Annotated in this window: 23 protein-coding genes; 15 read left to right on the top strand and 8 right to left on the bottom strand. The window is 63.8% G+C overall.

Annotated features, from left to right (window positions below):
• Positions 1-34: 34 nt before the first annotated feature.
• Genes ACVWWJ_RS10495 through ACVWWJ_RS10485 form a run of 3 tightly spaced genes read left to right on the top strand, consistent with a single transcriptional unit; the run spans position 35 to position 2,987 of the window.
• Entirely contained in the window at positions 35-679 is a 645-nt protein-coding gene (locus ACVWWJ_RS10495) for a nucleoside/nucleotide kinase family protein (RefSeq protein WP_456967758.1), read from the top strand.
• Positions 663-2,087, top strand: coding sequence for a sugar porter family MFS transporter (locus ACVWWJ_RS10490; protein WP_159894216.1), 1,425 nt, complete (start codon positions 663-665; stop codon positions 2,085-2,087). Before ACVWWJ_RS10495 ends, ACVWWJ_RS10490 begins: the two co-directional genes overlap by 17 nt.
• Before the next feature lie 57 nt (positions 2,088-2,144).
• The gene (locus tag ACVWWJ_RS10485) at positions 2,145-2,987 is read left to right on the top strand and encodes an MmyB family transcriptional regulator (RefSeq protein ID WP_159894218.1); all 843 of its coding nucleotides are present in this window, start codon (positions 2,145-2,147) and stop codon (positions 2,985-2,987) included.
• Positions 2,988-2,994: 7 nt separating this feature from the next.
• Here ACVWWJ_RS10485 and ACVWWJ_RS10480 read toward each other — a convergent pair whose 3' ends face one another.
• Positions 2,995-3,837, bottom strand: coding sequence for a class I SAM-dependent methyltransferase (locus ACVWWJ_RS10480; protein ID WP_456967757.1), 843 nt, complete (start codon positions 3,835-3,837; stop codon positions 2,995-2,997).
• A 145-nt stretch (positions 3,838-3,982) separates the two neighbouring features.
• Here ACVWWJ_RS10480 and ACVWWJ_RS10475 point away from each other — a divergent pair, with 145 nt between their 5' ends.
• The gene (locus tag ACVWWJ_RS10475; protein ID WP_456967756.1) at positions 3,983-4,531 is read left to right on the top strand and encodes a hypothetical protein; all 549 of its coding nucleotides are present in this window, start codon (positions 3,983-3,985) and stop codon (positions 4,529-4,531) included.
• A gap of 14 nt (positions 4,532-4,545) precedes the next feature.
• Here the strand turns inward: ACVWWJ_RS10475 and ACVWWJ_RS10470 are convergent, their stop codons facing one another.
• The gene (locus ACVWWJ_RS10470; protein WP_456967755.1) at positions 4,546-5,598 is read right to left on the bottom strand and encodes an alpha/beta fold hydrolase; all 1,053 of its coding nucleotides are present in this window, start codon (positions 5,596-5,598) and stop codon (positions 4,546-4,548) included.
• Between the two features lie 191 nt (positions 5,599-5,789).
• Between ACVWWJ_RS10470 and ACVWWJ_RS10465 the strand changes: the two genes are divergently transcribed.
• The gene (locus ACVWWJ_RS10465; RefSeq protein WP_200851811.1) at positions 5,790-6,167 is read left to right on the top strand and encodes a ribonuclease E inhibitor RraB; all 378 of its coding nucleotides are present in this window, start codon (positions 5,790-5,792) and stop codon (positions 6,165-6,167) included.
• 65 nt (positions 6,168-6,232) lie between these two features.
• The gene (locus ACVWWJ_RS10460) at positions 6,233-8,173 is read left to right on the top strand and encodes a PAS domain S-box protein (protein WP_456967754.1); all 1,941 of its coding nucleotides are present in this window, start codon (positions 6,233-6,235) and stop codon (positions 8,171-8,173) included.
• 4 nt (positions 8,174-8,177) lie between these two features.
• Here the strand turns inward: ACVWWJ_RS10460 and ACVWWJ_RS10455 are convergent, their stop codons facing one another.
• Positions 8,178-8,810, bottom strand: a complete 633-nt coding sequence (locus ACVWWJ_RS10455) for a TMEM175 family protein (protein WP_456967753.1) — start codon at positions 8,808-8,810, stop codon at positions 8,178-8,180.
• Positions 8,811-8,897: 87 nt separating this feature from the next.
• Here ACVWWJ_RS10455 and ACVWWJ_RS10450 point away from each other — a divergent pair, with 87 nt between their 5' ends.
• Both ACVWWJ_RS10450 and ACVWWJ_RS10445 read left to right on the top strand, forming a co-directional pair.
• Positions 8,898-9,434 carry a YaeQ family protein gene (locus tag ACVWWJ_RS10450; RefSeq protein ID WP_159894232.1) on the top strand — a complete coding sequence of 179 codons (537 nt, stop codon included), beginning with the start codon at positions 8,898-8,900 and terminating at the stop codon, positions 9,432-9,434.
• A gap of 193 nt (positions 9,435-9,627) precedes the next feature.
• Positions 9,628-10,398 (top strand): alpha/beta hydrolase, encoded by a 771-nt coding sequence (locus tag ACVWWJ_RS10445; protein ID WP_456967752.1) that lies wholly within the window; start codon positions 9,628-9,630, stop codon positions 10,396-10,398.
• Positions 10,399-10,611: 213 nt separating this feature from the next.
• On the opposite strand, the gene ACVWWJ_RS10440 is transcribed toward ACVWWJ_RS10445, so the two are convergent.
• Together ACVWWJ_RS10440 and katG are read right to left on the bottom strand one after the other, a co-directional pair.
• Complete coding sequence (locus ACVWWJ_RS10440) at positions 10,612-11,307, bottom strand: dienelactone hydrolase family protein (protein ID WP_456967751.1); 696 nt, start codon at positions 11,305-11,307, stop codon at positions 10,612-10,614.
• Positions 11,308-11,633: 326 nt separating this feature from the next.
• Positions 11,634-13,901 (bottom strand): catalase/peroxidase HPI, encoded by a 2,268-nt coding sequence (gene katG, locus ACVWWJ_RS10435; RefSeq protein ID WP_456967750.1) that lies wholly within the window; start codon positions 13,899-13,901, stop codon positions 11,634-11,636.
• A gap of 279 nt (positions 13,902-14,180) precedes the next feature.
• On the opposite strand from katG, the gene ACVWWJ_RS10430 reads away from it, so the two are divergent.
• Together ACVWWJ_RS10430 and ACVWWJ_RS10425 are read left to right on the top strand one after the other, a co-directional pair.
• On the top strand, positions 14,181-15,113 hold the full coding sequence (locus ACVWWJ_RS10430) for a TonB-dependent receptor plug domain-containing protein (RefSeq protein WP_456967749.1): 933 nt from the start codon (positions 14,181-14,183) through the stop codon (positions 15,111-15,113).
• Between the two features lie 51 nt (positions 15,114-15,164).
• The gene (locus ACVWWJ_RS10425) at positions 15,165-16,349 is read left to right on the top strand and encodes a TonB-dependent receptor (protein WP_456967747.1); all 1,185 of its coding nucleotides are present in this window, start codon (positions 15,165-15,167) and stop codon (positions 16,347-16,349) included.
• A 20-nt stretch (positions 16,350-16,369) separates the two neighbouring features.
• Here ACVWWJ_RS10425 and rlmF read toward each other — a convergent pair whose 3' ends face one another.
• Positions 16,370-17,362: a 23S rRNA (adenine(1618)-N(6))-methyltransferase RlmF gene (gene rlmF, locus ACVWWJ_RS10420; RefSeq protein ID WP_456967746.1), complete on the bottom strand. Its 993-nt coding sequence runs from the start codon at positions 17,360-17,362 to the stop codon at positions 16,370-16,372.
• A 94-nt stretch (positions 17,363-17,456) separates the two neighbouring features.
• Here rlmF and ACVWWJ_RS10415 point away from each other — a divergent pair, with 94 nt between their 5' ends.
• Positions 17,457-17,981: a hypothetical protein gene (locus ACVWWJ_RS10415; protein WP_456967745.1), complete on the top strand. Its 525-nt coding sequence runs from the start codon at positions 17,457-17,459 to the stop codon at positions 17,979-17,981.
• A 114-nt stretch (positions 17,982-18,095) separates the two neighbouring features.
• The gene (locus tag ACVWWJ_RS10410; protein WP_159896774.1) at positions 18,096-18,398 is read left to right on the top strand and encodes a saccharopine dehydrogenase family protein; all 303 of its coding nucleotides are present in this window, start codon (positions 18,096-18,098) and stop codon (positions 18,396-18,398) included.
• Here the strand turns inward: ACVWWJ_RS10410 and ACVWWJ_RS10405 are convergent.
• Both ACVWWJ_RS10405 and ACVWWJ_RS10400 read right to left on the bottom strand, forming a co-directional pair.
• Positions 18,391-20,508 carry a TonB-dependent receptor family protein gene (locus ACVWWJ_RS10405; RefSeq protein WP_456967744.1) on the bottom strand — a complete coding sequence of 706 codons (2,118 nt, stop codon included), beginning with the start codon at positions 20,506-20,508 and terminating at the stop codon, positions 18,391-18,393. The two genes, ACVWWJ_RS10410 and ACVWWJ_RS10405, sit on opposite strands and share 8 nt — an antisense overlap.
• 83 nt (positions 20,509-20,591) lie before the next feature.
• Complete coding sequence (locus ACVWWJ_RS10400; RefSeq protein ID WP_456967743.1) at positions 20,592-20,975, bottom strand: VOC family protein; 384 nt, start codon at positions 20,973-20,975, stop codon at positions 20,592-20,594.
• Positions 20,976-21,114: 139 nt separating this feature from the next.
• Here ACVWWJ_RS10400 and ACVWWJ_RS10395 point away from each other — a divergent pair, with 139 nt between their 5' ends.
• From ACVWWJ_RS10395 to ACVWWJ_RS10385, 3 genes are all read left to right on the top strand, one after another.
• Positions 21,115-21,897 carry a class I SAM-dependent methyltransferase gene (locus ACVWWJ_RS10395; RefSeq protein WP_456967742.1) on the top strand — a complete coding sequence of 261 codons (783 nt, stop codon included), beginning with the start codon at positions 21,115-21,117 and terminating at the stop codon, positions 21,895-21,897.
• A gap of 1 nt (position 21,898) precedes the next feature.
• A complete protein-coding gene (locus tag ACVWWJ_RS10390) occupies positions 21,899-22,483 on the top strand; it encodes a hypothetical protein (protein WP_456967741.1) in 585 nt (194 codons plus the stop codon).
• 653 nt (positions 22,484-23,136) lie between these two features.
• Complete coding sequence (locus tag ACVWWJ_RS10385) at positions 23,137-23,493, top strand: DUF6249 domain-containing protein (protein WP_159896782.1); 357 nt, start codon at positions 23,137-23,139, stop codon at positions 23,491-23,493.

Here is a 23,493-nt window from a genome sequence, read left to right as displayed (position 1 = left end):
TAGCTTTCACGGCAGGTATTTAGCTGGTGAGAGCATGATCGACACGAAGGTTCGCGAGCGCGTGGACGCGCTCATGGCACGAGGCGGGCGTCGGATTCTCGGCATAGCCGGTGCACCCGGGGCAGGGAAGTCCACGCTGGCGGAGCAGATCGCCGCTTATCTTGGCAAGGCGGCTGTCATCGTCCCGATGGACGGCTTCCATCTGGCCAACGCCGAGTTGAAGCGTCTCGGGCGCGCCGAACGCAAGGGCGCGCACGACACGTTCGACGCCTTTGGCTACGTCGCCCTGCTGCGACGATTGCGAAGTCCGGCTCACGACGAAACCGTCTACGCGCCCGCTTTCCATCGCGAGATCGAAGAACCCATCGCCGGTGAGATTCCTGTCCGCGCCGATGTGCCGCTCGTGATCACCGAGGGCAACTACCTCCTTCTCGACGAGGCGCCCTGGTCCGCCGTGCATGGCCTGCTCGATGAGGCCTGGTACGTCGAAGTCGATGGCGCGCAGCGCAAAGCCCAGCTTCTGAAGCGCCACATGCGTTTTGGACGAAGTCGGGACGACGCGCTGGACTGGATCGAAAACACCGACGAGCCGAACGCTCGCCTCATCGCCGCGACCGCCGGTCGCGCGGACTTCCGTGCTCGGGTCGAGCTGGAGACAAAACATGCGCACAGTGAGTGACACGATGGACACCCCGGCTGGGGCAACGCCGCACCTGGGGCTCGTCGTAGGGATCGCGGTTGTCGCCGCGCTCGGCGGATTGCTGTTCGGCTACGACACCGGAATCATCGGCGTCGCGCTGCTTGGCCTCGGGCGTCAGTTCGCGCTCGACGATACGGCCAAACAGCTGGTTACCGGCGCCATCATTTTCGGTGCGTTGTTCGGTTGCCTCGGTACCGGTCCGCTGTCCGATCGCTTCGGTCGCAAGCGCATGGTCGTCTTCGTCGGCGTGCTGTTCGCTCTGGGATCGATCGCCTCGGCCATGTCGCCGAATGTCGAACTGCTGATTGCGTCGCGATTCCTGCTGGGCCTCTCCGCTGGTAGTTCCACCCAGATCATCCCGGTGTATATCGCCGAAGTCGCGCCGCCGCAGCACCGAGGCAAGATGGTGGTGCTGTTCCAGTTCATGGTGGTGTTCGGCATCACGATCGCGTACTTCACCGGCTTCGTCCTTGGCGAGCACTGGCGCTGGATGTTCGGCCTCGGTGTCGTACCTGCCATCGTCCTGCTGCTGGGCATGCTTGTCCTTCCGGAGAGCCCGCGCTGGCTGGTAGTGAAGGAGCGTCAGGCTGAAGCGATCAAGGTGCTCGAGCGCGTTCGTGGCACCCAAGCCGCCGCCGAGTCCGAGGTGGCGGAGATCCAGACCGTGACCCAGAACCAGGAGGTCGGCACGTGGAAGGATCTGTTCAAGCCCTGGATCCGCCCTGCGGTGATTGTTGGCGCGAGCATCTCGATGTTCTCGCAGATCACCGGCAACAATGCGCTGATCTATTACGCACCGACCATCCTTACCAAGGCCGGTTTCTCGGACAAGGCGGCCGTGCTGGCCACGGGCGGCAGCACCATCCTCGTGGTGATCATGACCGTCGTCGGCAGCTTCCTGGTCGACCGGATCGGCCGTCGCAACTACCTGCTCTGGATGATTCCAGGTTCGATCGTTGCCCTGGCCCTGATGGGCTATCTGTTCGAAGGCGCGGGGCCGACCACGGACTTCAGTCGTTGGGCCGTCGTCGCCTGCCTGGCCGCCTACCTCATGCTCAACTGCGGCGGGTTCGGCGTGTGCATCTGGCTGATCAATTCCGAGGTGTACCCGCTGTTCGTGCGCGGCAAGGGCGCGAGCCTGGGCGCCTTCAGCCACTGGTTCTTCGACCTGATCGTGACCCTGACCACGTTGTCGCTGGTGACCTGGCTCGGTGCGGCCCACACATTCTGGCTTTACGCGGTGATCTCCCTGTTCGCGCTGGTATTCATCTACTACCTGGTACCGGAGACGAACGGCAAGAGCCTGGAGAAGATCGAGCACGAGCTGCGCGAGAACCGGTTCTATCCTTACCAGCAGCGCAGGGCGGAAGCCCGCGGCGAGAGCTAGAGCTGGCGAAAGCGGCGCGGGATGTCCCTCGGTGGTCGGGAGGGACATAATCCGGCCATGAATATCCCGGCAGACAATCCACTAGGCAGCTATCTCAGGGACCGCCGCGCGAAGCTGGACCCCGCGGCCTGCGGCATGCCAACGACGCGCAGGCGCACGCCGGGCCTGCGGCGTGAAGAGGTGGCGCTGCGCGCCAACGTCAGCGCCACCTGGTACACGTGGCTGGAGCAGGGGCGTGGTGGCGCCCCGTCGACCGAGGTGCTCAATCGCCTTGCTGCCGCGCTGGCCCTGACCGCCGTGGAGCGCGAGCACCTTTTCCTGCTCGCTCAGAATCGTCCTCCCGAGGTGACGTATAAGGCGTCCGAGGCGGTTTCACCGCAGCTGCAACGGGTGCTGGACTCGCTGGAGTTCAGTCCGGCGCTGGTGAAGACAGCGCAATGGGACATCGTCGCGTGGAATGCAGCGGCTGCAGCGGTACTCACGGATTACGGCACGCTCGAGCCCGAAGAACGCAACGTCCTGAAGCTGCTTTTCGCGACTGACCGCATTCGCAGCAAGACCCTGCACTGGGAACAGCACGCGCGCTACGCCGTCGCGACGTTCCGCGCGGACATCGCTCGCCTCGGCGCCACGGAGCAGGTGAGGGGATTCGTCGACGAACTCATCGCGCTGAGTCCGGACTTCGAAGCCATCTGGAATGACTATGCGCTGCAGGGCTACGGCCAGGGTACGAAGCAGTTCTCCCTGCCGCTCGTCGGCGAGGTGACGCTCGAGTATTCGTCCTTCGCCGTGGACGGCCATCCGGAGCTTGCGATGATCATCTACACGCCGGCGACTGCGCTGGACAAAGAGCGCGTCGGCATGATGATCGAGGCGAAGCGACCCAAGTCGTTCGAATGAACGTGCCTCAGCGACGGGTCGCGAGCACGCCGTCCAGTGCGAGATCCGCCTTGAACCCCGCCTTTTCCAGGCGTTTGGCCACTTCGCGCGGCACGTCGCGGCCGCTGGTGAGCTTGTTCGGGCTGCCGGTGTAGTGGAACAGGCGCCCGCCACGACGGAGGACACGCGCCAGCTCGTTGTAGAACACCTGCGAATAGAGCTCACCGGCGATGCCGAAGCGCGGCGGATCGTGGAGCAGGGCGTCGATCGACGCGTCCGGGATCTGCGCGATCGCCTGTGATACGTCGCCATGGGTCAGCTGCAGGCGCCCCTGGCTGGACGCCGCGTCGGGATCGGGCGACCAAGGGTTCAGCGTACGCAACCAGAGCACGTCTTCGTTCTTCTCGAAGGAGAGAATCTGCCCGACGCCGGCTTCCATGCAGCATGCGGCGAAGTAACCCAGGCCGCCACAGGTATCGAGAACCACTTTGCCGCGGGGTTCGACCAGCGCGACTTTCCTGCGCGCGTCCTCGAAGGGCGACTCCTTCGAGGTCGGAAGCATCTTGATGCCGTCGATCTCGAACGTGGGCGCGCCCCACTCGGTGGGAACAAGCTTGATGAGGGATCCGGAGAAGCGCGACACCGCGGAGAAGTCGTCGCCGTCCCAGTAATAGATGGTGCGGTCTTTCAGCTTGCCCGGGTACGGATACGCCTGACCAAGCCGTTGCCATGTGTCTGCCTGCAGCGACAGCACCTCGTCAGTACGTCCGAGGTTCACGGAGCCCGTCCACTCGGCGGCACCTGCGTCGCGCGTGCCCAGCAGGGCCTGGGCGAGCGGAAGCGTCAGCAGGGGACCTGTGTAGTGCAACAAGGGAACTCCAGGCACCGCTTGAGGGCGGCGAAAAAAGCAATAAGGGCCGCCATCCTAGGGGAAACAACACAACATTTCAGTATTGGCCGGGTATGCGTACAACTACCGATGGAAGCCGGTCGCTACATGGCGCTCAATGGGTGGCATGCGCGGCACGATCTTCATCCTGGTGGGTTTGACCTTGCCGGTAGCCGCCTCGGCTGCCGCGCCGCCCGGTGCGAACCGTGCGGTTGCGACGGTAAATGCCGGCGTACCGCCAGTCCGGACGTTGTCCCTGCCGCAACCGGCAGTGGGTGTTGCGCCGATCGCTGATGAACTGATTCCGCCCGTTCCCTATACCGCGCAGACGGTGGCTTTCGTGAAGACCTTTGTCGTCACGGCAACCTATGAAGGCAAGCCGTATCGGATCGAGGTCGTTGTCGTGGACTCGCAGGGCCTCGTCTACTCGACATCGCAGCAAGGCAGCCGCCATGTGCATGACGCTGAAAGCAGCGACCGACTCGAGGTCAGGGTCACCAGCGTCGCTCCGGTCGTTTTCGATGTGTCGGCACGTAAGGCAGATGCCCATGCTGCCGCCACGCGTGACCGGGTAGCAGTCGGCGATCTGGAACAAGGCCATTCGGCCTTCGCACTCCGAGAAAACAAGCTCGCCGTCGTGGTGGAGCGGCTGGATGACGAAGTTGACCTGCGTTGATCAGACCGACTTGGTCAGAGCTTGTCGACGTCGATAACCGCCTTCGCGAACGCCTGCGGCGCTTCCTGCGGCAGGTTGTGCCCAATGCCGCCGCTGATCAGGCGGTGCTCGTACTTGCCTGTGAACTTCTTCGCGTAGTTGGCAGGATCGGGATGGGGGGCGCCGTTGGCATCGCCCTCCATGGTTATCGTGGGCACGCTGATGGTCGGGAACGTGGCGAGCTTCGCTTCCAGGGCGTCGTATTGCGGTTCGCCAGGTGCGAGACCGAGACGCCACCGGTAGTTGTGGATCGAAACGGCAACATGGTCGACATTGTTGAACGCCGGCGCGGAGCGCTCGAACGTATCGTCGTCGAAGTGCCACTGGGGTGAGGCCTGTTCCCAGATCAGGCGGACGAAGTCATGCGTGTGTTGCGCGTAACCTTCGCGGCCGCGGTCGGTGGCGAAGTAGAACTGATACCACCATTGCAGTTCCGCCTTCGGTGGCAGCGGCTTCTTGTTCGCTTCCTGGCTTCCGATGAGGTAACCGCTCACCGACACCATCGCTTTGATGCGCTCGGGCCATAGCGCGGCCATGATGTTGACCGTGCGTGCACCCCAGTCGAAGCCGGCCACGGTGGCTTTCTTGATCTTCAACGCATCCATCAGGGCGATGATGTCCGACGCGATCGCGGCCTGCTGGCCGTTGCGCGGTGTGTCCTCGGAGAGGAACTGGGTGCTGCCGTAGCCACGCAGGTAGGGCACGATGACCCGGTAGCCGGCCGCGGCGAGAATCGGCGCGACGTTGACGAAACTGTAGATGTCATAAGGCCAGCCGTGCAGGAGGATGACGACGGGTCCCTTACGAGGACCGTCTTCGGCATAGCCAACATCGAGCACGCCGGCCTTGACCTGCTTGAGGCTGCGGAACGACGTCGCGCCACCGGTGGGCTCCGATCCCGTTGCTGCGACCGCCTCCTTGCCTGGCTTCGCGCTGGCCAGGTTGCCCAGCCCCAGCGGGGCGAGCGCGATACCCAGGGCGGCGGCGCCCATGAACTTGCGCCGGGTCTGGTTGAGTGCGTCCGACATCGTCGTTTCTCCGGTGAGCTGCGACAGACGATAGCCCTGCCGCGCATCGTTTGATTGCAGCTGTCGCCGGGGTTTTGAAAAGCTTGTGGGGCGGGCAACCGCCGGCCTGAAGGAGTGCATGGCCTCGTTCGCTCCTACAAGAAGCCGGTTTGGGGCGGTATCCTGTGTGGCTTATTCAAGGAACTGCCGCCGTGATCGAGAAAGACCAGCTGGTATTGATGTTTGAACAGATCGCCGACAACACGGACTGGGACCTCAAGGCGCCATTGATCTGGGGCTTCGACTTCACCGACGCGTCGGCCGACAAACTGCGTGCCGCCGTACCGGCTCTGGAGCAGGCCGGCTACCGCTTTGTTGAGGTCTACCTGGCCGACAAGGACGAGCCGACCGCGCCGGACCTGTGGATCCTGCATGTCGACAAGATCGAGGTGCATACACCGGACAGCCTCGACCAGCGCAATGCCGAGCTGTACCGGTTTGCCGCCGAGCACGGGCTGGGCGCCTACGACGGCATGGATGTCGCTCCGGCCGATCCGATGGAAGAAGAGCTGGATCCGGAGGAAGACTAAGGCGGCGGCGGGTTCCGTGAAGACATCTTCACGGAGCGCGAAGCGCGACGAAGTACCTTGACGCCATGACCACCCCCCTGACCCCTATCACCATGGACGATTCCGCTTATCGGCGGCTCGTCGAAGGCATCTCCGACTACGCCATTTTCTGGTTGCAGCCGGGGGGTGCTGTCGCGACGTGGAACGCGGGTGCCGTCCATGCCACGGGTTACGACGCGGGCGATATCGTGGGTGCACCGTTCGCCTCGTTGTTCTCTGGCGACGATAGCGACGCCGCCGCGCCGACGACGCTGCTCGAGGTGGCCCTTCGCGACGGCCGCAGCGAACTCGATACCTGGCTGGTGCGCAAGGACGGCTCGCGGTTCTGGGCGCAGATCCTGGTCGACCCCGTGCATGACGGCGCGACCCCACTCGGCTTCGGTGTGGTCATGCGCGACCGCACGGAACGCAAGCGTGTGGATGAGGAGCTGCGAAGCAGCCAGGAGCAGTTCCGCGTATTGGTCCAGGGCGTGGCTGACTACGCCATCTACATGCTTGATCCGGGCGGCCACGTCACGAGCTGGAACTCGGGTGCCGAGCGCATCAAGGGTTACGCCCCGCACGAGGTGATCGGGAACCATTATTCGGCGTTCTTTACCAAGGAGGATGTCGAGCGCGGCGAGCCGATGACGAATCTGGAAGCCGTGGCCCGCGACGGGCGGATCGAAACCGAAGGCTGGCGGCTACGCAAGGACGGTAGCCGTTTCTGGGCGCACGTGGTGATCGACCGCATCACCGACGAAACCGGCAAACTCATCGGCTTCGCCAAAGTAACGCGGGATGTCACGGAGCGGCGCGCATCCGCGCTCGCACTGGAAGAGACCCGTGAGGCCCTGTTCCAGTCGCAGAAGCTCGAAGCGGTGGGACAGCTCACCGGCGGCGTTGCGCACGACTTCAACAACCTGTTGATGGCCGTGCAGGGCAACCTTGAGCTCATGCGTGACCACGCCGAGCTTCCCGAACGCCTCAACCGGCTTGTCGGCAACGCGCTCAGCGGCGTCCGTCGCGGCGTGAGCCTGACGCAGCGCATGCTCGCTTTCGCGCGGCGCCAGCAGCTCCATCTCGAGCCGGTCAATGTCGTGACCCTGGTATCAGGTATGTCCGACCTGTTGCGTACCTCGCTCGGTCCATCGATAGCGATCGAAGTGCGCTTTCCGCTCGCGCTTCCCGACGTCATGGGGGATATCAACCAGCTGGAACTCTGCGTCCTCAACCTGTGCGTCAACGCGCGGGATGCCATGTCGGAGGGCGGTGTGATCACCATCCGCGCGACATGCCAGGAGTTCGGCAGCCTGCACGCCCTTCAGGTGGCCGCCGGCAAGTATGTTCGGCTGTCGATCACTGATACCGGCTTCGGCATGGATCAAGCGACGCTTTCCCGTGCAACCGAGCCCTTTTTCACCACCAAGGGCGTGGGTAAGGGCACGGGCCTTGGTTTGTCGATGGTCCACGGCATCGTGCAGCAATCCGGCGGCGCCCTGCAGCTGGAAAGCAGCGAGACAGGCGGAACGACGGTCTCGATGTATCTTCCCGTCGCGCCGTCAGACACGGTCGCGGAGCCGGTGGCCGCTCCTGCGCTGTCGGCTCGCATCGCCCCGAATGTCACCGTTACCAAGGGTCCGCTGCCCGTGATCCTCGTCGTCGACGACGATCCACTGGTGCTGTCGACGGCTGTCGAGATGCTCAACTACGCAGGCTACGACGCGCGCGGCGCGGCCTCGGCCAACGAAGCCCTCCGACGCCTCGAGACGATCGACGAGCTGGTCGCCGTCGTCACCGATCACGCGATGCCCGGGATGACCGGCTCCGAGCTCGCCACGGAACTGGCCGCCCGGCGCCCCGGTCTTCGCGTCGTGCTTGCCAGCGGCTACGCGGAGCTACCCGTGGCGGCAGCCGGTATTGCCGTCCAGTTGCAGAAGCCGTTCGGCCGCGATGCCTTGCTGGCAGCGATACGCGGCACGGGGTGACCCGTCAGGAAGGCTCTGGCGGAACGGTGGCCGCCGGCACTTTCCTCATGCGTACCAGCAACACGATGAAGAGCGGCGTGATCATCAGCGGGATGTTGCTCAGCCCCGGCCACCAGATGGCGATGACGATGGCGAGCAGGGCCATGCACGGCATGCCCAGGCTGCGACGTGTGGCGACCGTGACATCGTCCGCCGTGACATCCGCATACAGGTAAGGCGGCCGGAGCGTGCGTCGTATCAGGCGGTACTGGCACAGGCCCGCAACCAGCAGGGTGAGCGCGTAGAACATCTGCGGCACGCGGTCGGTGAAATGGGTGCTCATCAGCGCAGTAGGGAACGGGATGAACGCCACGACCATGAGCAGGGTGAGGTTGGGCCAGACGATCGCCGGATCGTAGTGGCGGAGGCGCCCGAACGTACGGTGATGCGCTGCCCAGAGGGCACCCACCACGTAGAAGGTGAGAATGAACCCGACAAAGTGCGGTATGAGGTTGGCCAGTGCCTGGACCCAGGCCTCGTCCGTGTTGACGGCCGGTTCCGGCACCTTGATGTCGATGACCAGCAGCGTCATCGCAATGGCGAACACGGCGTCCGAGAAGAACGTGAGTCTTTCGACCTGCTGATCCTGGTGCGGCATGCGCTTCACCCCCGTTTTGAGCCCCGTGCCGATCATCCCGCGAGCCGGGGCCGAGGGGAATAGGACGGAGTCCTGTAGAATGGCCTGATGGCACTCAAATCCACGGTCTTCAAGGCCGACCTGCAGGTCAGCGACATGGACCGGCACTACTATCAGGGACACGCCCTCACCATCGCCCAGCACCCGTCGGAAACCGACGAGCGCATGATGGTCCGCGTGCTCGCATTCGCGCTCAACGCCGACGATTCGCTGGCCTTCGGCAAGGGCATCAGCTCAGAAGACGAGCCGGACCTGTGGCGAAAGGAGCTCACCGGCGAAGTCGATCTCTGGATCGAGGTCGGTCAGCCGGATGAGCAGCGGATCCGCCGTGCGGCAGGGCGCGCCAACCGCGTCATCGTCTACACCTACAGCGGGCGAAGCGCCGAGGTCTGGTGGAAGAAGACCTCCGCTGCGGTGGCACGCACGAAGAACGTCACGGTCATCGACATTGCGCCCGCCACGGTCGAGGCACTCGCCGCACTGACCCAGCGCACGATGCAAATCCAGTTCATGGTCCAGGACGGCCAGGCGCAGATCATCAGCGGCGACACGGTACTGCCGGTGGAACTGACGACGCTCGCCTGAGGTCGTCGCTGCAGACTCCTCGCGTCACCTGAGCTTCAGTTTCGGCGGGTCGAACTTGCAGCGGAGTGTCGTGGCTTGGCATCCCTGTTGCCCTGTTTACGGGGCCATCATTTTCGAGAAAGTTTTCGGCAAGGCGGCGGTCGCAGGATGCGACCACATTCAATCCAACGCCCCTCCGAGGACAGAAACGACCATGCGTACCACGACGAAGACCTTTCTTTTTTCAGCCGGCCTCGCGCTGGGTGCGGCCGCCATGAGCAACCAGGCCGCCGCGGCCACACCCGTGAAGAACATCGTGCTGGTACACGGTGCATGGGTGAACGGCAGCGGATGGAAGCCCGTATACGACATCCTTACCAGGGACGGCTACCACGTGTCCGTCGCCGAGCATCCGCTCACCTCGTTCAATGACGACGTGACGGCCGTGAAGCGCATCGTCGACATGCAGGAAGGTCCGACGATTCTTGTCGGCCATAGCTATGGCGGTGCCATCGTCACGGACGTCGGTAACGATCCGAAAGTCGCAGGTCTGGTATATATCGCCGCGCATGCGCTCGACCAGGGGGAAACCGAGGTCGGCAACGGCAAGCTCTACCCGAACAAGACCAAGGCGGTGAAGAAGACGGCCGACGGCTTCACCTATCTGGATCCGGCGTTCTATCCCGCCGACTTCGCCGCGGACCTGCCCAAGGCCCAGGCGGAGTTCGAAGCCCAGGCGCAGGAGCTCACGTCTGCCGAAGTGTTCACGGTGCCTGCCGGCCAACCGGCGTGGAAGGGCAAGCCGACCTGGTATGCGGTGGCCACGGCGGATCGCATCATCAATCCCGATCTGGAGCGCATGTACGCGAAACGCGCACATGCGCACACGATCGAAGTGCAGGGCGCGAGCCACTCGGTGTATGAGTCACACCCGAAGGAAGTGGCTGCCTTGATCGAGGACGCCGCGCGGAACGCGTTGCCCTGAGGCGCAGCCGGGAATCAGTGCAGTTCCAGCGAAGTTGAGTCCCTCCGGAGCCTGAATGTGGGAGCCGGAATGTGGGAGCCGCTTCAGCGGCGAAACCAGATCGCCGCTGAAGCGGCTCCCACACAGGGCATCGCCGCTGAAGCGGCTCCCACACAGGGCGTCGCCGCTGAAGCGGCTCCCACAGGGGGCAGGGGTCTTCGAAGGCCTGCGGGGTCAGGCCAGCTTTTCTTTCAGGAACGCCCACGTGCGCTCGTTGGCAAGCTTCGCCGCCGCGGCGTCGTAATGCGCGCCACCATGACGCGAGAACGCGTGGTTGCAACCGGGGTAGCTGTAGATGACGACGTTCGGCTTCCCGTCCAGTGCCTTCTTGATATCTGCCTGCGCGGCCTTAGTGATGTACTCGTCTTCCTCGGCGAGATGCATGAGGAACGGTGCGTCGATCGAACCGGCTTCACCGAGGTAGCTTTCGGTATCGCCACCGTGGAAGGCCACGGCGGCGTCGACCTTGCCGCGTGCGGCGGTCAGGAAGGTCATGAGGCCGCCGAGGCAGTAGCCCATCACCGCCACTTTGCCGGTTGCGCCCTTGAGCTTTCCGGCCGCGGCGATCGTTGCGACGATGTCGGCGACACCCTGGTCACGGTTGTAGGCCATGTAAAGCGCTAGTCCGGCTTTCCAGTCCGCTTCGGATGTCACGCTCAGGTCGACACCAGGCTGCTGACGCCAGAACAGATCCGGTGCGACGGCGATGAAGCCCTGGGCGGCGAGGGCGTCGCAGGTTTCGCGAATGTCGGCGTTGACGCCGAACACTTCGTGTAGCACGACGACGGAGGGTGCTTCCTTCGCTTCGGGGTAGGCCACGTAAGCCGCGAAGTCGCCGGCGTCCGTAGTGATGGTGATGGTCTCGTGCATGGTTTTTGTTCCTGGGGCAATGTGGAAGCAGCCGATACGGGAGCAGCTCGTGCGAGCCGCTGGTGGGAGCCGCTGATGAGATCCGCTGATGTGGGAGCCGCTTCAGCGGCGATAGCCGGGTTACTGTAACCCCATCGCCGGCATAGCCGGCTCCCACAGTTAGTGCCGGCTCGGACAGTTAGTGCTGGCTCCGACACTTAGTGCCGGCTCCAACAGTTAGTGCCGGTTTCCACGGTTAGTGGCCGTCTCTCAACTAAAAAAAAACCGCCCAGGCGCGGGGCCGGGGCGGGCTTTCTGTTTTGCGCGTTCGTTACTTCTTGCGTGCGTTATTTCTTCAGGTCGTAACGATCGAGGTTCATCACCTTCGTCCATGCCGCGACGAAGTCCTTGACGAACTTCTCGTTGGCATCCGAGCTGCCATACACCTCGGCGTGGGCGCGAAGCACGGCGTGCGAACCGAAGACGAGGTCGACGCTGGTGGCGGTCCACTTGCGCGTTCCCTTGCCGCGTTCGCTGCCTTCGAACGAGTCACGCCCTGTCTGCTTCCACTCCGTGCGCATGTCGAGCAGGTTGCGGAAGAAGTCGTTGCTCAACTTGCCGGGCTTGTCGGTGAAGACGCCATGCGTGCTGCCTTCGACGTTGGCACCGAGGACACGCAGGCCACCGATGAGCACGGTCATCTCCGAGGCCGTGAGCGTCAGCAGCTGCGCCTTGTCGATGAGCAACGCGGTCGCCGGCACGCTGTAGTGACCCTTCAGGAAGTTGCGGAAACCATCGGCCACCGGCTCCAGCGGTGCGAAGGATTCGACATCGGTCTGTTCCTGCGTCGCGTCGGCACGGCCGGCAGCGAAGGGCACGGTGATCGACTGCCCGCCATCTTTCGCGGCCTGTTCGACCGCCGCACTACCGGCCAGGACGATCAGGTCGGCGAGGGAGATCTTCTTGCCACCCGTGCTGAACTCCGAACGGATGCTTTCCAGCTTCGCCAGCACCTTCGACAACTGCGCCGGCTGGTTCACCTTCCAGTCTTTCTGCGGGGCCAGGCGAATGCGTGCGCCGTTGGCGCCGCCACGCTTGTCAGAACCGCGGAACGTCGATGCCGAAGCCCAGGCCGTCGAGACCAGTTCCGGAATGGAAAGGCCCGAAGCGAGCACCTTCGACTTCAGGGAAGCAACATCGGCATCGGTGACCAGTGCGTGGTCCACCGCGGGAATCGGATCCTGCCACAGCAGCACTTCGCTGGGTACTTCCGGACCGAGGTAGCGGGCACGCGGACCCATGTCGCGGTGGGTGAGCTTGTACCAGGCGCGCGCGAAGGCATCGGCGAACTGCTCGGGATGCTCGAGGAAGCGCCGCGAGATTTTCTCGTAGGCGGGATCCAGGCGCAGTGCCAGATCGGTCGTCAGCATGGTCGGGCGGTGGCGCTTCGACGAATCGTAGGCGTCGGGAATGGTCGCTTCGGCATCCTTGGCGACCCACTGGTTGGCACCGGCCGGGCTCTTTGACAGCTCCCACTCGTGGCCGAACAGGTTCTCGAAGAACTGGTTGCTCCACTTCGTGGGCGTTTGCGTCCAGGTGACTTCGAGGCCGCTGGTGATCGTATCGGGGCCGTTGCCGCGACCGTAGGTGTTCTTCCAGCCGAAGCCCTGGTCTTCGAGGCCACCGGTCTCGGGTTCGTCCAACACATGTTTCGCGTCGGCCGCGCCGTGCGTCTTGCCGAACGAATGACCACCAGCGATGAGCGCAACCGTCTCTTCGTCGTTCATGGCCATGCGGCCAAACGTCTCGCGGATATCGATGGCGGACGCGATGGGATCGGGGTTGCCCTCCGGACCTTCGGGGTTGACGTAGATAAGGCCCATCTGCACCGCGGCGAGCGGGTTCTCCAGGAGACGCCCGTCTTCGGTGCGGTCTTCCTCGATACCGTGCAATTCGGCTTCGGCCGTGATCACGCCTTCTTCGTGCGCGCCGGCATCGTGCTCGTTGCCCTGCGTCTTGCCCTTGCCGTAGCGATGGTCGCCGCCGAGCCACTCGGTTTCGGTGCCCCAGTAAACGTCCTGGTCCGGTTCCCAGGTGTCTTCGCGGCCGCCGGCAAAGCCGAAGGTCTTGAAGCCCATGCTTTCCAGGGCAACGTTGCCGGTGAGAATGATGAGGTCGGCCCAGGAGATGCTGCGACCGTATTTCTGCTTGACCGGCCAGATAAGGCGGCGTGCCTTGTCGAGGCTGACGTTATCGGGCCAGCTGTTCAACGGAGCGAAGCGTTGCTGGCCGCGGCCACCGCCGCCACGGCCATCGCCGATGCGATAGGTGCCGGCGCTATGCCAGGCCATGCGAACGAAGAGCCCACCGTAGTGGCCGAAGTCGGCAGGCCACCAGTCCTGCGAGTCGGTCATGACGGCGAGGAGGTCTTTCTTGACCGCCGCCAGGTCGAGCTTGTTGAACGCCTCGGCGTAGTTGAAGTCCGGGTCCATCGGGTTGGACCGGGAAGAGTGCTGGTTGAGCAGATCGACGCGTAGCTGCTTGGGCCACCAATCCTTGTTCGTCGTACCGCCGCCGGCGGTGTGATTGAACGGGCACTTCGCTTCGTTCGTCATTCGCGCTTCTCCTGGGGTGGGCCGGGAACGAAGGGTCGCTATCCGGCATTGCCTATGAACGCATACGTTCGACTATACGGTCTGCTCACACGTTGCAGAAATTGATTGAAGTTATCGTGACAAGAGGCTGGGCCTATCGGAATTCGCTATAAGTTGCGGATTTGTAATGGAGTTCAACCAAACGCCCAGAGTCGCGCACTAACGCCGAATTCTAAATGCGAAGCGTTTGCATTCGCATTTATTTGCTCGTGACGTTGCTGACCTTTGGGGAAGATTCTTATGCCTGTTATCCGTTTGAAGCCGACTGCGTTGTCGGTTGCCGTATTCGTCGTGTTCGCCAGTCAGGGCGTCAGCCAGCGCGTCCATGCGCAGGATGCCGTGAACCTCGCCCCGATCGCCGTGCAGGGCGTCGCCAATGCGCGCGTCGACGTACCGACGCAGAAGGCGTCCGTCAGTAAGACGGATACGAAGCTCGAAGACCTTCCCGCCAGCGTGCAGGTGATACCGCGAGCACTGCTGAGCGAGCAGGGCTCGACCATGCTCCGCGATGCCGTGTACAACGCCAGTGGAATCAACGCGGGTGGCCAGGACTCCAAGGGTTACTTCGATCATTTCCTCATCCGCGGGTTGAATGCCCAGATCTACAGCGACGGCTTCTCCGATGGCGACCAGTTGAGCGGACTGTCGCATTCCCTCAACGGCGTCGAACGTATCGAGATCCTCGAAGGACCCGGCTCGGCCTTGTCTGGTAGCGGTCCGCCCGGGGGCACCATCAACATCGTGCACTATGCGCCAGCCTCTACGCTGCACTATGGCGGCAGCTTGCAGGCAGGTTCGTTCGGCACGATCACCGGTAGTGCGTACGTGACCGGTCCGACCGGTGTCGACGGGCTCGACTATCGTATCGATGCCACCGCCTCGCATACGGATGGCTTCCGTGACCTCGCCGGGCGCGATCGCGAGATTCGTCCCGCCTTCCGCTGGCAGTGGGGCAATCACGTCACCGACCTCGCTTTCGATCTGCGCAACATCCACGAAACACCGGACTCCTACGGCCTGATCTATTTCAACGGCGCGCCGATCCACGACGTGCCTCGCAAGGCCATGTATTCGTCGCCCTTCAGCCAGTCGAGTTCCGACTTCGCGCGAACGACGGGGTCCGACCAGTGGACGGTGAACGACGACCTCACCATCAACAACCGGTTCTCCTGACTGCACCGTTCGCTGGATGTCGTTGTCAACGGCGACAGCGCCAGTACGAAGGTGAGCAATGGCCAGGTGGTCAGCCGCCAGCTGCGTGAGCAGAACGACACCGACAGGAGCATCGACTACCAGTTCGAGCCGGTTTGGCGCTTCTCGACCGGCTCCCTGCAACACACCTTGCTTACCGGTTTCGAGTACCAGCAGCAGAAGCTGTCGACCGACCGCGCGACGGCGGACCTGCCGAACATTCCCGATGCCTTCAACCCCGTGCCGCCGGAAACCTCGCTTACAGCGGTGCCTTTCCTGTGCGATGCGAAGCATTCGTGTGACGACGACCGGCTCGGTGCGCGCTACTACAGCGCATATGCCACCGACCAGATCGACGTGACCGACGCGTTCAAGGTTCGCGCTGGCGTGCGCCAGGACTGGTGGGATACCACGTTGACACCGCGCATCAGCGTGCCCGGCCGCTTCGGTACGGATGCGAAGCCCTTGCTTGCCGGTGTCAGCGACTCGCGCAACGACGCGCCGGTCAGCTGGAATATCGGAGCCCTGTACAAGGCGCTGCCGTGGATGTCGCCTTATGTCGGCGTATCGAGCAGCCACCTGACGAACTTCAATTCCGAGAACACCCAGAACGGCGTGGGTGAGCCGGAATCGGCCCTGCAGTACGAGGCCGGCATCAAGTTCGCCTGGCTCGACGACAGGGTGCTGCTGAACACGGCCGCCTTCGACGTTCGCCGTAACCATGTCGCGACCGCGACGACGCTCAACGGTATCGAAACCGTCGTATTCGACAGCCAGAAAACACGGGGTGAGGAAATCTCAGCGGATGTGGCGCTCACCGACCAGTGGCATCTTCTCGCCAACGCGACGCATCAGGATGCCTTCATCACCAACAATCCGCAGGGGATCACCTCGGAGGGACATCGCCCGCAGGGTGCGCCGGACATGCTGGCCAATCTCTGGACAACGTACCGCTTCCGCCTTGGCGGCCTTTCCGGTTTCCGCGTTGGCGCCGGGGTGAACTACCAGGACAAGAGCTATAGCGACATCACGAACGCCAGCTCCATCCCGTCGTTCGCCGTGGTCAACATGCTGGTCGGTTTCGAAGCCTCGACATGGGGCGTCGACGTAAACGTGCACAACGTCACTGACCGCCGTTACTTCACGGCGGCCAATGGCGCAGGTGCTTACGTGGGAGAGCCGCGCAGCGCGTTCGTCACGCTGCGGGCGAATCTCTGAGCCAGGCCGGGCCGGCGTGCTTAGTAGCCCGCGGCCCGCTTCTTTTCACGCTCGAGGTTCCACTCGCGCTGCGCGGCCTCGTCGTGGAAGGTCCAGGCAACGAAGCGGCTCTGCTTGTTGCCCTGGGCCATGTTGACCGTGCGAACGTCGACTGCCTTCACATGGGTCAGCGCGCGGTAGATCTCGTTCAGGTGTTCGCTGCGCGCGACCAGCGTGGTGAACCAGAGCACCGTGCGCGCGTAACTCGTGCTCTCGGTGATCATCGTGCGGATGAAGCGTTCCTCGCCGCCCTGGCACCACAGCTCGCGACCCTGGCCGCCGAAGTTGAGATTGGTGGTGCGCGGTGGCGCCTTCTTGTCCGTCTTGTCCAGGTTGCGGGTCTTGCGGATATTGCCGGCGGCGGCTTCCCGCGCAGACGAATGGAAAGGCGGGTTACACATGCTGACGTCGAAGCGATCTTCGGGGCGTAGGAGCTGCTCGAAGACGTGGATCGGGTTTTCCTGGCGACGCAGGAAGATCCCGTCACCGAGGCCCGGGTTACCGTCGACGATGCCCTTGGCCGCACGCAGCGCATGGGTGTCCACTTCGGAGGCGGTGAACCGCCAGCCGTATTCGCGGTTGCCGATGAGCGGGTAGATCAGGTTGGCGCCGGTGCCGATATCCAGCGCACGAACGCCGGGCCCGGTGGGGATCTGGCCGCCGTTGGAACTGGCCAGCAGATCCGCCACGCCATGCACGTAGTCCGCGCGGCCCGGGATCGGCGGCACCAGGTAGTCCGGTGGGATATCCCAGTGAGCGATACCGTACTGGGACTTCAACAGCGCCCGGTTCAGCGCACGCACGGCGTGCGGGTCCGAGAAGTCGATGCTGTCTTCGCAGTGGCCGTTGTCGCCGACATAGGCGGCGAGCAGCGGCATCTCGCGCGAAAGCTCGGCAAAGTCGTAGCGCCCGGTATGGCGGTTGCGTGGGTGCAGGGTCGTCACCGGGGGAGCGGCGGACTTGGATTTCTTCATCGAAAGGGGGCCAGGTGGACTGTGGGGCAGGGCCATTGTCGCAGATGTGCCCCGGGGATCCGTGGCACCATGGATTTCTTTGCGAGGCCCTCCCATGGATGCCAAGACCGCCTGGCCCGACCGCGTGACCATCGACGGCATGGTCTACAAGGCGCGTGTGGACACGGGTGACGGCCTGGTAAGCCTGCCGTGCCCGTCCGAACCCCAGGTGTCGGTGGGTGACGTCATTACTCAGACGGTGGGCCGGCGCGAGACCTCGCTGGAGGTCCTGGAGGTCGACTTCCAGCTGAACGGATCGCTGGGCATCGGCACCGTTCATCGCCATCTGCTTGTGCTCACCGTCGAGCCGACCACGTCGCAGGCCCATACCCAGCCGCCGCGGGCTTCCGCGCCGGTGTCGAAGTCGGTCCCGCGTCCCGTCCCGCGCCCGGTGGCGGCCACCTCGAGCGTGCAGGCCGCGCCGGCGAGCACGTTGAAGCTGGCGGAACTGGTTGAGAAGGTGTCGCGCAGCAGTGACGTCGAGGCCAAGGCGATGCTGGTGGCGCTGCTGGACAATCCGTCGGTGACGGCCATCGTCGGGCCGGTCACGGCGCTGAGCATGCGAGCCATGCTGCGGTAAAGCGCCTCGGGTCTTCCTGCAGGGAAAGGCGGCGCTATGTCGCTTGGGGTATGGCGACAACGTTCGCTACGGGCTTAATGTTGGCTTTCGCCGTCACCTCACCGGAGACCCAGCATGGTTACGTACTCCGTCCGCTGCTCGGACCAGACCGCGCACGACTGCTCGAAGACAGTCGAGGTCGATATCGGGATCCCCGACCTGACGCCCGAACAGCTGGCCGCGATCTTCGACGGCGGCCACGCCGGGGTGCAGGCGCATCAGCTCGAGAAGGCGGACGACGCCTACCGGCTCCAGAGCGATGCCATGCCCGGTGCCGACAGGACGTACTACGTGAAAGTCGAGCTCGACTCCACCACGTGTACGGCCTGCCTGAAGGATCGAAGCACCGAGATTCCGGAGTTCGTGCCGGTTAAATAGCGACGCGGAACTGCACGTAGGTCGTGCGCGGCGCGCCGACCATGCGACCGGCATTGCCGTCGACGTTGCGCGTGTAGAAGCGCTTGTCGGCCAGGTTGTTCACGCCGGCGTCGATGCTGCTGCCTTTCCATGCCGGGATCTGCCAGCTCACCTGGGCGTTCCACAGGCGGAATCCGGGGATCCGGCCCACGCGTGCGTCCGGCGTCTCCTGCACGGTGTTTGCCTGGTCGGCAAACTGGCCGCTCTGGTGCGTGCTCGACAGGTTGAAGGTCCACAGGCCCAGCTGGTACTTCGCACCGGCGGTATCCGTACGGCGGGAGTAGAACGGCACGTCGAGTCCTGCCGTGGCACCCGACTCCTGGATAGCCTTGGTGTAGGTGAAGTTGGCATAAAGATCGAGACCGCGCAGCGCGGACTGCTCCGCGAATTGGTAGTCGATCGCCGATTCGAGGCCCTTGTGGTTGGTCGCGCCGATGTTCTGGAAGGTGGGCGGCTGGATGCCCGGTACCTGCAGGATCTGGTTGTCGAAGCGCATCTTGAACACCGTCAGCTCCGCGTGCAGCTGCGGACCCTGCCAGCGTGCGCCCAGTTCGGCCGTGCGCGCGAGTTCCGGCTTAAGGGGATTGGTCGCGGACTGCGAGTTGAGCTGGATGTTCTGCACCGGGCCGAACGACGTGCCGTAGTCGGTGAAGAGTGTCAGGTCGCGCGTGAGCAGGTAGGAGATGTTGAGCGACGGCAGCGGCTTGTTGTTCAGGCTGCTGTATTGCTGGTGCAGGGTCGTGTCGACGCGGTCGGAGTCGATGTGCTCGAAGCGCACGCCGGGCGTGATGCGCCACTTGCCGATCGCAACGCGGTCGTCCACGTAGGCGGCATTCGCGTCGGTCGAGTTGTCGAAACGCGTCGGCGCGGTGAGCTTGCCGGTAGCCGTGCTCAGGTTGTAGCTGCCGTCATCGCCGCGCTCGCGCAGGTAGCGGTAGCCGACGGTCACGTCATTCGTGGTCGGACCCAGTTCGAAGCGCTGCGTGTAGCGCGGCTCGATGCCGAAGACCTTGTAGTTGCGCGGCTGCACGGCGAGCTGCGTGCCCGTCGTGTTGATCAGGGTGCTGCTGCGGTAGCTCTCGTTGTCGTAGACGCGAACCTCGACTTCGCTGTCGTCGGACAAGGTGTTGATGTAGCCGACGTCCGCCGCCTTGCGGTGACCGGTCCAGAAGTCCGTGGGACGCGTGTTCTGGAACGGGTCGGCGTCGTACTGGGCCACGGTGAGGCCGCCGGGCGTGCGCGACTTGACGTCGTAATAAGAGAGCTTACCGTAGACCTCGGCCGTCGGGCTCACGGGATAGCGGAACTTCAGCGCAACGTCGTTGACCTTCTCGTCGCTGCCACGGCGCCAGTCCGTGCCCGTCATGCCGGAGTAGAGCAGGGCGAGGCCAAGCCCGTTGCTCATCGTGGCGCCGAGGAAGGTGCTGTATTGCTGGTTGCTTCCGCCGCCCTTGCCATAAGCATTTTCACGCACGGTCACGTCGCCACTCAGGTCGGGCGTGGTCGGGATGGCGCGGGTATTGAAGTTGATGATGCCGCCGACGTTCTGCGGCCCGTATCGCACGGCGCCGCCGCCACGGACGACATCGATGGATTCAATATTGTTGAGGCTGACCGGCGCCACGGAAAGCTGCGGCTGCCCGTACGGTGCGAAAGCCATGGGGATGCCGTCGAGAAGCACGGTGGATCGTGGGCTATAGCGACCGGTCAGTCCGCGGACGCCGATGCTGAGCGAGACGGCGCTGCCTGCGGAACCCGAATTGTCGGTCGACTGGACTCCCGGGATGCGGCGCATGACGTCGCCGATGCTGGTCGCACCGGTTGCGCGAATCTGTGTGCTGTCCAGGACCGTACGGGCGCCGGCGAAGGTCTTCACGCTGTCCTGGAGGCCCGTGCCGAGCCAGCTGCCGGCGACCTGGATGGAATCCAGCGTGGCGGCGTCTTCGGCGACGGCCGGCTTGGCGTCCTGCGCCTGCGCGGCGTACGTGGTGGCCGCGAGGGCGGCGGCAATGGATGCCGCGCTGACGCGTAGACGCAGCGCGGAAGCCCTGCGGGAAGTCGAGGAAAGCATGCTTAGCCCTTGAGAACCTAACAGATGCGAATAGGTTGCATTTGCAAAGGGGCGAAGTCTAGCATGCTGTTCGACATGTGAAGCTAGGGAGCGTGGAAGGCTGCTTCGATGTTGTGGCCGTCCGGATCGAGGATGAAGCCACCGTAGTAGCCGGCGCTGTAATGCGTGCGAGGTCCCGGAGGGCCATTGTCGCGGCCACCCGCGTTCAGCGCGGCCTCGTGGAAGGCCCGGACATCGTGTTGCGTCGTGACCCGGAAGGCGACGTGCACGGGCGGGTGGTTGGGCTCGCCCCTATAGATCCAGAAGTCGGCCTTGCCATTTTCGCCGAAGCCGGCGACGTCGGTGCGCCCGGTCACCGACGCAGGAATCTCGAGCAGCAGCTCATAACCGATGGCTTGAAGCGTTGCCACGTAGAAGGCCTTGCTCCGCTCGAAATCGCTGACGTAGATACCGATGTGGTCGATCATGCGGAAGCCTGCCTATGTGACTGGAAGGCATGTAGCTTAGCCTGAACCACCCCTCGTCTATCTTCTGTGCCGCCGTACAGGCTACCTTTAGCACCGCTCTGACCCCTGTTTCCACCTAACCGACAGGAAGACCAGGCTCATGAAACCAGCGCTCTACGTTGCAGCGACCGCCGTCGCGCTTCTCTCCGTCGTGGCAGTCGCAAAGACGCCGTCGACTCCTCCCGCCAAAGCCGCCATCGCTACTGCGATCGCCGATACGCACCGGCCGGAAAAGGATACCCAGCAGGATGCCATTCGCCACCCGGCGGATCTGGTCGCTTTCTCGAAAGTGAAATCGGGCGATGTCGTCGTCGACGTCTGGCCCGGCGGCGGTTACTGGACCCGGCTGTTCTCACCGATCGTCGGCGCCAAGGGCAAGGTTTACGCCTACGTTCCCTCCGAGATCGCGGGCTTCAAGAATGACCCGGTCGCTGTAGCCAAGGCACTTGCCGCGGAGCCCGGCCGGGGCAACGTCGAGTTCATTTCCGACGCGATCGACCAGCAGCCCGATGCCGCCTCGCTCAATACGGTCGACGTCGTCTGGACGTTCGAGAACTACCATGACCTCCACAACAGCTTCATGAAGGGAGCGAGCGTCGATGGCTTCGACCAGGCCGTCTTCAAGCTGCTCAAGCCCGGCGGTTACTTCGTTGTCGTCGACCACGCCGCGGCTGCCGGCTCGGGCCTGAAGAACACCGAAGACCTGCACCGTATCGACCCGGCAACGGTGAAGGCCGAGGTGGAGAAGGCGGGCTTCGTCCTCGATGCCGAGGCCACGGTGCTCGCCAATCCGGCCGACGACCACACTGCCAAGATCTTCGACCCCGCGATCAAGGGAAAAACGGACCGTTTCATGCTCCGCTTCAGGAAGCCGGCAAAGTAATGTGACCGCCGATCAGGTCTTCCTGCACATCCGCGTGGTACTCAGCATCATTCTCGGGCTGGGTATCACGACCTTGCTCAAGGGCATTGCGTCGATCATCGAGCATCCCCGGCGCTTCGGGTGGTCATGGATCCACATGGGGTGGGTGGTCTGGGCACTCATCTCGATCATGACCTTCTGGTGGTGGGAGTTCCGTCTGGCCGCCGTGCCGGTCTGGACGTTCGGGTCTTACCTTTTCATCCTTTGCTATTGCGCGCTTTACTTCATGATGTCGACGATGCTGTTCCCGTCGGATGTCCGGGATTTCGGCAGCTACGAGAACTATGTGCTCGAGCGGCGCGGCTGGTTCTTCGGGCTGATCGCCCTGCTGACCGTCATGGACCTCGCCGACACCTCGCTGAAGGGCAGTGCCCGGTGGCATACCCTCGGCCCCGCCTACGTCGTGCATGCCGTGGTCATGCTCGCCGTGGTGGTGGTCGGCCTCACGCAGAAGCGGCGCGGCGTCCAGCTGGCACTGGCCCTGTTCACCCTGGCCTACCAGGTCTGCTATTTCGCGCTGGAGTACTTCACATTGTCGGTGGACTGAAAAAACTTCATCGCACATCGCACATCGCGCGCCTTCGCCCATGTGGGAGCCGCTTCAGCGGCGATGGCCGTTCGCCGCACACTTGGGCGTCTCGCGGGGAGACCTTGGTGCCCACCCTCGCTGCTCAGACAGTCCTCCGCGTTTCGTACCGGAAGGCCGCTACCGCGGCTCATGTACTTATTTGGCCTACGGCCGCTCCACTTGTCCGGAACTCGCATCGAGGGTGGACACCAAGCTCTCTCACGACGATACGGTCAGCTGTAAGGAGAGCCAACAGCCAAAGCGGCTTTGCTTCGTCAGCTCGACCCCACGAACCTCAGGGCTGGGAAGAGCCTTCGGTGCCCACCCTCGAGGCGAGTTCCCGACAAGTGGAGCGGCCGTAGGCCAGATGGATACATGGGCAGCGCAGCGGCCTTCCGGTACGAAACGCGAAGGGGTGTCTGAGCAGCGAGGGTGGGCACCGAAGGCTCTGCACCTTACCGTCCACGCACCGAAGGCTCTGCGCCGCGACGTCTTGGCCCGCCGCGTCTCTGACCCCATCCCCGGAATTCCGCGAAGAATCAAAAAAAGGGGCAGGGTGCATCCAAACCCGGTCGGCCCTGCCTCTAACTGTTACATGGCCGATTCGGCCGACTCCAGAGACAGGATTGCCCATGAACGGCATCTTCGTACCCATCGTCGGCTTCGTCAGTGTGGCGGCCATGTTCATCGTCTTCTCGCTGCTCAACAGCTGGACCCAGTTCGAAATCCAGCGGACCCTGCGCACCGCGCTGGAGAAGGGGGCACCCCTGACGACCGAGCTGGTGTCACAGATGATTACGAACAGGCCGACACGGAAGACGGACATGCGCCGGGGCATCATCATCATGTCGATTGGCGTGGCTGCCCTGGTCGCCGGGCCCATCACCGGGCATTTTCAGGAGTTCGCCACCGTCGCGGTGTTTCCGATCTTCGTCGGCATTGGCTATCTGCTGGTGTGGAAGCTGGAGCGGGGCCAGGGTGCTGCCTGA

It is taken from the genome of Luteibacter sp. HA06 (assembly GCF_054061215.1).
The sequence above is the reverse complement of the archived record's forward strand: the minus strand, read 5'-3'. Positions and strand labels throughout refer to the sequence as shown.

Excerpts from the sequence above, each read along its gene's own strand:
- ACVWWJ_RS10495 (WP_456967758.1), top strand. The coding sequence starts at position 35 with ATGATCGACACGAAGGTTCGCGAGCGCGTGGACGCGCTCATGGCACGA.
- ACVWWJ_RS10490 (WP_159894216.1), top strand. The coding sequence starts at position 663 with ATGCGCACAGTGAGTGACACGATGGACACCCCGGCTGGGGCAACGCCG.
- ACVWWJ_RS10485 (WP_159894218.1), top strand. The coding sequence starts at position 2,145 with ATGAATATCCCGGCAGACAATCCACTAGGCAGCTATCTCAGGGACCGC.
- ACVWWJ_RS10475 (WP_456967756.1), top strand. The coding sequence starts at position 3,983 with ATGCGCGGCACGATCTTCATCCTGGTGGGTTTGACCTTGCCGGTAGCC.
- ACVWWJ_RS10470 (WP_456967755.1), bottom strand. The coding sequence starts at position 5,598 with ATGTCGGACGCACTCAACCAGACCCGGCGCAAGTTCATGGGCGCCGCC.
- ACVWWJ_RS10460 (WP_456967754.1), top strand. The coding sequence starts at position 6,233 with ATGACCACCCCCCTGACCCCTATCACCATGGACGATTCCGCTTATCGG.
- ACVWWJ_RS10455 (WP_456967753.1), bottom strand. The coding sequence starts at position 8,810 with ATGCCGCACCAGGATCAGCAGGTCGAAAGACTCACGTTCTTCTCGGAC.
- ACVWWJ_RS10450 (WP_159894232.1), top strand. The coding sequence starts at position 8,898 with ATGGCACTCAAATCCACGGTCTTCAAGGCCGACCTGCAGGTCAGCGAC.
- ACVWWJ_RS10445 (WP_456967752.1), top strand. The coding sequence starts at position 9,628 with ATGCGTACCACGACGAAGACCTTTCTTTTTTCAGCCGGCCTCGCGCTG.
- ACVWWJ_RS10440 (WP_456967751.1), bottom strand. The coding sequence starts at position 11,307 with ATGCACGAGACCATCACCATCACTACGGACGCCGGCGACTTCGCGGCT.
- katG (WP_456967750.1), bottom strand. The coding sequence starts at position 13,901 with ATGACGAACGAAGCGAAGTGCCCGTTCAATCACACCGCCGGCGGCGGT.
- ACVWWJ_RS10430 (WP_456967749.1), top strand. The coding sequence starts at position 14,181 with ATGCCTGTTATCCGTTTGAAGCCGACTGCGTTGTCGGTTGCCGTATTC.
- rlmF (WP_456967746.1), bottom strand. The coding sequence starts at position 17,362 with ATGAAGAAATCCAAGTCCGCCGCTCCCCCGGTGACGACCCTGCACCCA.
- ACVWWJ_RS10415 (WP_456967745.1), top strand. The coding sequence starts at position 17,457 with ATGGATGCCAAGACCGCCTGGCCCGACCGCGTGACCATCGACGGCATG.
- ACVWWJ_RS10410 (WP_159896774.1), top strand. The coding sequence starts at position 18,096 with ATGGTTACGTACTCCGTCCGCTGCTCGGACCAGACCGCGCACGACTGC.
- ACVWWJ_RS10405 (WP_456967744.1), bottom strand. The coding sequence starts at position 20,508 with ATGCTTTCCTCGACTTCCCGCAGGGCTTCCGCGCTGCGTCTACGCGTC.
- ACVWWJ_RS10400 (WP_456967743.1), bottom strand. The coding sequence starts at position 20,975 with ATGATCGACCACATCGGTATCTACGTCAGCGATTTCGAGCGGAGCAAG.
- ACVWWJ_RS10395 (WP_456967742.1), top strand. The coding sequence starts at position 21,115 with ATGAAACCAGCGCTCTACGTTGCAGCGACCGCCGTCGCGCTTCTCTCC.
- ACVWWJ_RS10385 (WP_159896782.1), top strand. The coding sequence starts at position 23,137 with ATGAACGGCATCTTCGTACCCATCGTCGGCTTCGTCAGTGTGGCGGCC.